At 71.1% G+C, this 6374-nt stretch carries 7 protein-coding genes; 4 read left to right on the top strand and 3 right to left on the bottom strand.

From position 1 onward, the window contains the following. Positions 1-599: 599 nt before the first annotated feature. A complete protein-coding gene (locus tag DQE82_RS30410; protein WP_043327811.1) occupies positions 600-863 on the bottom strand; it encodes an SCO4848 family membrane protein in 264 nt (87 codons plus the stop codon). A 125-nt stretch (positions 864-988) separates the two neighbouring features. Between DQE82_RS30410 and DQE82_RS30405 the strand changes: the two genes are divergently transcribed. The 4 genes from DQE82_RS30405 to DQE82_RS30390 all read left to right on the top strand — a co-directional run bounded on the left by DQE82_RS30405 (position 989) and on the right by DQE82_RS30390 (position 5342). Then, positions 989-1432 carry a PRC-barrel domain-containing protein gene (locus tag DQE82_RS30405; RefSeq protein ID WP_064448820.1) on the top strand — a complete coding sequence of 148 codons (444 nt, stop codon included), beginning with the start codon at positions 989-991 and terminating at the stop codon, positions 1430-1432. A gap of 270 nt (positions 1433-1702) precedes the next feature. Continuing rightward, positions 1703-2761: a tryptophan--tRNA ligase gene (gene trpS, locus DQE82_RS30400; protein ID WP_064448821.1), complete on the top strand. Its 1059-nt coding sequence runs from the start codon at positions 1703-1705 to the stop codon at positions 2759-2761. Positions 2762-3031: 270 nt separating this feature from the next. Beyond that, entirely contained in the window at positions 3032-4750 is a 1719-nt protein-coding gene (gene argS / locus DQE82_RS30395; RefSeq protein ID WP_113974888.1) for an arginine--tRNA ligase, read from the top strand. Positions 4751-4820: 70 nt separating this feature from the next. Next, positions 4821-5342: an alpha/beta hydrolase gene (locus DQE82_RS30390; protein WP_043327807.1), complete on the top strand. Its 522-nt coding sequence runs from the start codon at positions 4821-4823 to the stop codon at positions 5340-5342. A gap of 146 nt (positions 5343-5488) precedes the next feature. On the opposite strand, the gene DQE82_RS30385 is transcribed toward DQE82_RS30390, so the two are convergent. Together DQE82_RS30385 and DQE82_RS30380 are read right to left on the bottom strand one after the other, a co-directional pair. Next, positions 5489-5782, bottom strand: coding sequence for a DUF4287 domain-containing protein (locus DQE82_RS30385; RefSeq protein ID WP_113974887.1), 294 nt, complete (start codon positions 5780-5782; stop codon positions 5489-5491). Positions 5783-5958: 176 nt separating this feature from the next. Continuing rightward, on the bottom strand, positions 5959-6374 hold a 416-nt coding region (locus tag DQE82_RS30380), incomplete at its 5' end, for a non-reducing end alpha-L-arabinofuranosidase family hydrolase (protein ID WP_255423947.1).

Here is a 6374-nt window from a genome sequence, read left to right as displayed (position 1 = left end):
GTGTTGCCAAAGGAATCCCAACCAGCAACCATTCCAAAGAACAGCCACCAGTCCGGGGTATAAAACAATTGGCACTGGCTTTACAAGCACCCTGTTGAGTTCTCAAAGAACAACCACACACCAACCACCAGGCCCCGCATCAGCAGAACCCCCAGCCGGGGCATTTCGTTCAACCACCCGCCGCTCTCGCGCCGGGCACTTTTACTACGTTACCTCACCGTCTCTGCCGTGTCAAACCGTGTGTCCCGGTCTGTCACGCTTCGTACGGGTCGGCGCCGCTGAACCCACGCAGCAGTCACCCGCTGCGTCTGATCATCGGATTTGGCAGGCCGGCCGCTGCGGTCTCCCGCTAGCTCGCCCGGTTCCCTGCCGGTCGACAACCTTACCCGGTCGGTTCTGCTCCGCCAAATCCGCCCTCCGGCATCTTGGCGAGCATCGCCCGGACCAGGTCCTGCGGAGGCGAGAACCTCGTTCGGACCCGGCGCCAATCCCGGTTCGGCGCTTCAGGACTTTCGTCCCGTTTGCCCCGTTCCGCGCTGGCAGAGAGAAAGTTACGCGGCCACAGGTTTGATCGTCAAATCGGTGGGTAGCGGCGCGCGTCACACCCGTCCGACGCGGGCAGGGCGGCGGGAGGCACGGTAGGCGCGGATGCCCAGGACACCGACAGTCGTGCCGATCGCCAGAGAGGCGCCGATCAGCAGGGCGTGCACCCAGAGGAAGCCCGTCGGACTGCCCTCGCCGACGACGCCGGCAGACCAGGCGCGCTCGTCGTTCCAGATGGCGACCGCGAACCTCGGCCAGATCGCCCAGGTCCACACTCCGACGGCGACCAGGAACAGTGACCAACCACGTGACAGGACCATGGTCGGCCAGTATGCCAGCGGGCCGTACCCGCAGGTCAGGGCGTCGGGGACGGCGAAGCGTGTTTCCGGCGTGGCCGCCGGGGCACTGTTCCCGGCGTCGAGCCGATGCGCGGGAGGTGCCACCTATGCAGCCGTTCAACCCCTGGGCCTGGCGGGACCCGTCCGCCCTGGCGGGTGGGTACGACCAGACCCGGCCCGGAGACGTACCGCGGCAGCGCGCCGCGGACACCGACGACCAGCTCGACGCCCCCGGTCCCGGTACGCCGCTCGACCTCACCGGCTACCGGGTGGAGGCGACTGACGGCCGGATCGGGTCGATCGACGAGGCGAACGAGGACGCCGACGCGCGCTACCTGGTGGTGGACACCGGGCCGTGGATCTTCGGGAAGAAGGTGCTGCTGCCGGCCGGCACCGTGGCCCGGGTCGACCACCTGGACCGCGTGGTGCACGTGGACCGCACCCGCGACCAGGTGAAGGAGTCGCCCGCGTTCGACAGCGACCACTTCGCGCACCCGGAGTACCGGGAGCGGGTCGGCAGCTACTACTCCGAGAGCTATCGACAGCAGTAAGCGCGGCAGGAGGCAGCGGCGCAGACCGGTGAGCGGTTACCGTGTCAGGCATGGTCCGGCCGCGCAGCTGCCTCCCGGAGACCCGTAGCGGTCTTCCGGGCCACGCTGTCGACGGCCGGGAGCAGATCCTCGACGTACTCCGTGCCGGCGGACTCCGATTCCGCGCCGGCGGGCGATGGCGGCGCTCGTTCTGACGAGCCCGCTCCACCGACCCGGGTGACACCCGGGTCGCTTCTCCCCGCCAGCGACCGGCACGAAAGGCGTACGACCATGTCCTCTGCACGCATGCTCACCGGAGACCGCCCGACCGGGCGGCTGCACCTCGGCCACTACGTGGGCAGCATCGCCAACCGGGTGCGGCTGCACCAGCGCTACGAGAGCTTCTTCATCATCGCCGACCTGCACATGCTCACCACTCGCAACAGCCGCGCGGACATCGAGCAGGTGGCGCACAACGCCCGCGAGATGGTCACCGACATCCTGGCCGCCGGGGTGGAGCCGGAGCGGGCCACGTTCTACCTCCAGTCGGCGATCCCCGAGGTCGGCGACCTGAACACGCTGTTCCAGAACCTGATCACGGTGCCCCGGCTGGAACGGGTGCCGTCGCTGAAGGAGATGACCCGGGACGCCGGCAAGGACGAAATGCCGTACGGCCTGCTCGGCTACCCCGTCCTCCAGGCCGCCGACATCCTCTGCGTGAAGGGGCAGGTCGTGCCGGTCGGGAAGGACAACGCCGCGCACGTCGAGGTGACGCGGGAGATCGCCCGGCGGTTCAACCATCTCTACGGCGAGGTCTTCCCGGTGCCCGACATGTTGATGTCGGAGACGCCCACGCTGGTCGGCACGGACGGCGCCGGGAAGATGAGCAAGAGCAAGGGGAACGCGATCGCGCTCTCCGACGACGCGGCGACGGTGCGCCGCAAGGTGATGGGGATGTACACCGACCCGAACCGGGTCCGCGCCGACGTGCCCGGCACCGTCGAGGGGAACCCGGTCTTCGAGTACCACGACATCTTCAACCCGGACCGGGCGCAGGTGGCGGAGTTCAAGGACCGCTACCGGGCCGGGCGGGTCGGTGACGTCGAGGTCAAGGAGGCGCTGGCGACGGCGCTCAACCGGTTCCTCGACCCGATCCGGGAGCGCCGGGCCCGGTTCGAGGCGCAGCCCGGCCTGGTCGACGAGCTGATCGTCACCGGCACCGAGCGGACCCGCGTCGAGGTGCGCCGCACGCTCGTCGAGGTCCGCCGGGCGATGGGCCTGAGCAGCGCGTACGCCCAGGTGCGGCGCCGGGCCGAGCGCTACCGCAAGGCCGTCGCCACCTCGGCCTGACGACAGACCGGCCCGGGGTACGCGCTTGCGCACGCCCCGGGCCGGCCGGTTACGCTGCCGACATGGCCAGTTCGCACGCGTACCCGATGACGTCCTCCGACGTCCGGCTCGGCGCGCTGCGACGCCGGCGGTCCCGCGACCGCCTGCGCTGAGCCTTCCCTCCTGCGACCGGCGGATCGAGCCGCCGGTCGCCATCGACCGTTCTCGCTCCGCCGTCGCGTTCCCGTCAGGTGATCCGCGCGGCGGATCCACAGCGAGATCGGCGTACCCATGGATCTTGAAAGGTTGCTCACCGACCGGCTGGCGCCGGCGTTCGCGGCGGTGGCCGGCGTGCCGGTTGACCCGGCCGTGCGGCGCTCCCAGCACGCGGACTTCCAGTCCGACGCGGCGCTGGGCCTGGCCCGGCGGCTCAGCCGGCCGCCGCGGGAGATCGCCGCGGAGGTACGGGAGCGCGCGGCGCTGGCCGACGTCTGCGCGTCGGTCGAGGTGTCCGGTCCGGGTTTCCTGAACCTGACGGTGGCCGACCACGCGCTCGGCGGGCTGGTGTCCGCGCTGGCCGCCGACCCGCGGCTCGGCGTGCCGCCGGTGGCCGAACCGGAGACGGTGGTGGTCGACTACTCGGCGCCGAACGTGGCGAAGGAGATGCACGTCGGGCACCTGCGGTCGACGGTGATCGGGGACGCGGCGGCCCGGACGCTGGAGTGGCTCGGGCACCGGGTGCTGCGCGCCAACCACCTCGGCGACTGGGGCACGCCGTTCGGCATGCTCATCGAGCACCTGCTCGACCTGGGCGAGGCCGGGGCGGCGCAGGAGCTGTCGATGGGTGACCTGGACGGGTTCTACAAGGCGGCGCGGGCGAAGTTCGACGACGACCCGGCGTTCCAGGAACGGTCACGGCGGCGGGTGGTGGCGTTGCAGGGCGGCGACCCGGCGACGCTGCGGCTGTGGCGGCTGCTGGTGACGCAGTCGGAGAGCTACTTCCTGACCGTGTACGACCTGCTCGACGTGACGCTGACCGGCGATGACTTCCAGGGCGAGAGCAGCTACCACGACCAGCTCGCGCCGACTGTCGAGGAACTGGACCGGCTCGGACTGCTGCGGCGCAGCGAGGGCGCGGACTGCGTGTTCCCGCCCGGATCGGTGGGCCGTGACGGCGAGCCGTTGCCGCTGATCGTGCGCAAGTCCGACGGCGGGTTCGGCTATCCGGCCACCGATCTGGCCGCGCTGCGGCACCGGACCGGCACGCTCGGCGCGACCCGGCTGCTCTACGTGGTCGGGCTGCCGCAACGGCGGCACTTCGAGATGGTGTTCGCGGTCGGCGCGCAGGCCGGCTGGCTGGCCGCGCCGGTGCGGGCCGAGCACGTCGGGTTCGGCTCGATCCTCGGCCCGGACGGGCGGATGCTGCGCAGCCGGGCCGGCGGGTCGGTGAAGCTGGTCGGGCTGCTCACCGAGGCTGTGGAGCGGGCCACCGCGCTGGCCCGGGAACGCAACCCGGAGCTGGGCGAGGCGGAGGCCGCCGAGGTGGGGCGCGCGGTGGGCATCGGCGCGATCAAGTACGCCGACCTGTCCGGGGACCGGCACAAGGACTACGTGCTGGACTGGGAGCGGATGCTGTCGCTGGACGGGAACACCGCGCCGTACCTCCAGTACGCGTACTCCCGGGTCCGGTCGATCTTCCGGCGGGCCGGCGCGGCGGCGCGGCCGGACGCGGACGTCTCGCTCGCCGAGCCGGCCGAGCGGGCGCTCGCGATGGAACTGGTCGGTTTCGCCGCTGTGGTCGAGGAGGTGGCGGGCAGCCTGGAGTTCCACCGCCTGACCGCCTACCTGCACCGGCTGGCTGTCGCGTTCAGCGCGTTCTACGAGCGCTGCCCGGTGTTGCGGGCAGACGGGCCGGTACGCGAGAGCCGGCTCGTGTTGTGCGAGCTGACCGGGCGGGTGCTGCGGCAGGGCCTGGACCTGCTCGGCATCCGTACCCCGGAACGGTTGTGAGGCCGCGGGGCCACCGGAAGCCCGTGCGGCGGCTAGCGTGACGCATCGATCGAACGAGAGGTAGGCGGCCATGGCGGATCGACGCGCGGTACTCGCTCCGGGACGGGGCTACGACACCCGGGGGCCGCTGTTCGTCTACCTCGGGGAGGCGTTGCGCCGGCGCGGTTTCGAGGTGCACGAGGTGACCTGGCGGTCGATCGGCGATCTGCGCCACGACGCCGCGCCGGAGTGGGTCGCCGAGCAGTTGGATCCGGTCCTCGACGCCGGGGTGGATCTGCTCGTGGGCAAGTCGCTCGGTAGTTTCGCCGCGCCGCTCGCCGCTGACCGGGGCATTCCGGCGGTCTGGCTGACGCCGTTGCTGACCGACCCCGCGGTACGGGAGCCGCTGGCCCGGGCCACCGCGCCGTTCCTGCTGGCCGGCGGCACCGCCGACCCGGTCTGGGACGGGGCGGTGGCGCGCCGGCTCACCCCGTACGTGGTGGAGGTCGCCGACGCCGACCACTCGATGATGGTGCCCGGGCCGTTGGCGGCCTCGGCCGAGGCGCTGGGGCGGGTCTGCACGGCGGTGGAGGAGTTCGTCGCCGGCCGGTGACGGGTCAGCGGCGGCGTCGCCGCGTCCACACCACCCCCGCCACCGCAGCGATGAGCGGCAGCAGGCAGCAGAGCGTCAGGATGAACAGGTGCCACGGCTTGATCGCTCCCATGCCGCGAACGATAGGCGTCGCTGTCCACGCCCCGCTACGCGGCGGCTCGGGCGGCCTTGCCGTCCAGCCACAGCGTGTCGCTGTCGTCGCGGTGCGAGCCGGTGGAGCCGACGTGCTTGGCGCTGATCTTCGGCCCGTTCCTGATCACGTGGACCAGGGCCATCGCGTGTCCCCGGCCGAGGCCGTACTCGTCCTTGAGCCAGCCGACGATCACGCCGGCCTTCACGTCGGCGGCGTCGTAGCCACGCTCCCGGGCCTGGTCGACCAGGGCGCGCGGGGTCTTGCCGGTCTTGTTCTCGATCGCGTCGAGGTATGCCTGGAAGGACATCTGCTCAACCCTTCGTCCGGGAGGTGGTGACAACTCCACCCTCCCGGGCGGCGCGGGTCCGATCAACGACGGACCGGGCCACCGTCGTTGCCTCCAGGGCAACGATCGGGCGAGACGCCGGAGAGCCCGGCCCGCGTGGTCGCGGGCCGGGCTCTCCACACCTCGGGGGTACGCGCTCAGCGCTGAAGCGTGAGCAGTCCGGGGCGGTAGGGCAGGAGGCCGTAGTCGCCGCCGGAGTTGGGGGATCGGCCCTGGTAGAGCAGTTGGAGGTTGCAGGGGTCGACGGTGAAGGTCTGGTCCGCGGTGGTGCGGATCAGTTCACCGTGGCTGATGTCGTTGGTCCACGTCGCGCCGCTGTTGACCTTGCCGGCGAACGGGTTGGACTCGGTGGCCGCCTGCGGGGTCCACGAGCCGTTCAGGCTGGTGGCGGTGAACGAGCGGAAGTAGCGGCCCTGCGAGCCGATGGCCTCGACGATCATCAGGTAGCGGGTCTGGCCCTGCAGCTTGTAGACCTGCACGGCCTCGAACAGGTTGTTCGTGCTGTCGGACATGATCGTGGTGTAGTTCGACCCGAAGCTGCCGGGGAAGTTCC

Origin of the sequence: Micromonospora sp. LHW51205 (assembly GCF_003315815.1) — a bacterium.
Classification (GTDB): Bacteria; Actinomycetota; Actinomycetes; order Mycobacteriales; family Micromonosporaceae; genus Micromonospora; species Micromonospora chalcea.
This window is presented reverse-complemented; position numbering and strand designations above follow the sequence as displayed.

Excerpts from the sequence above, each read along its gene's own strand:
- DQE82_RS30390 (WP_043327807.1), top strand. The coding sequence starts at position 4,821 with ATGGCGGATCGACGCGCGGTACTCGCTCCGGGACGGGGCTACGACACC.
- DQE82_RS30410 (WP_043327811.1), bottom strand. The coding sequence starts at position 863 with ATGGTCCTGTCACGTGGTTGGTCACTGTTCCTGGTCGCCGTCGGAGTG.
- DQE82_RS30385 (WP_113974887.1), bottom strand. The coding sequence starts at position 5,782 with ATGTCCTTCCAGGCATACCTCGACGCGATCGAGAACAAGACCGGCAAG.
- argS (WP_113974888.1), top strand. The coding sequence starts at position 3,032 with ATGGATCTTGAAAGGTTGCTCACCGACCGGCTGGCGCCGGCGTTCGCG.
- DQE82_RS30405 (WP_064448820.1), top strand. The coding sequence starts at position 989 with ATGCAGCCGTTCAACCCCTGGGCCTGGCGGGACCCGTCCGCCCTGGCG.
- trpS (WP_064448821.1), top strand. The coding sequence starts at position 1,703 with ATGTCCTCTGCACGCATGCTCACCGGAGACCGCCCGACCGGGCGGCTG.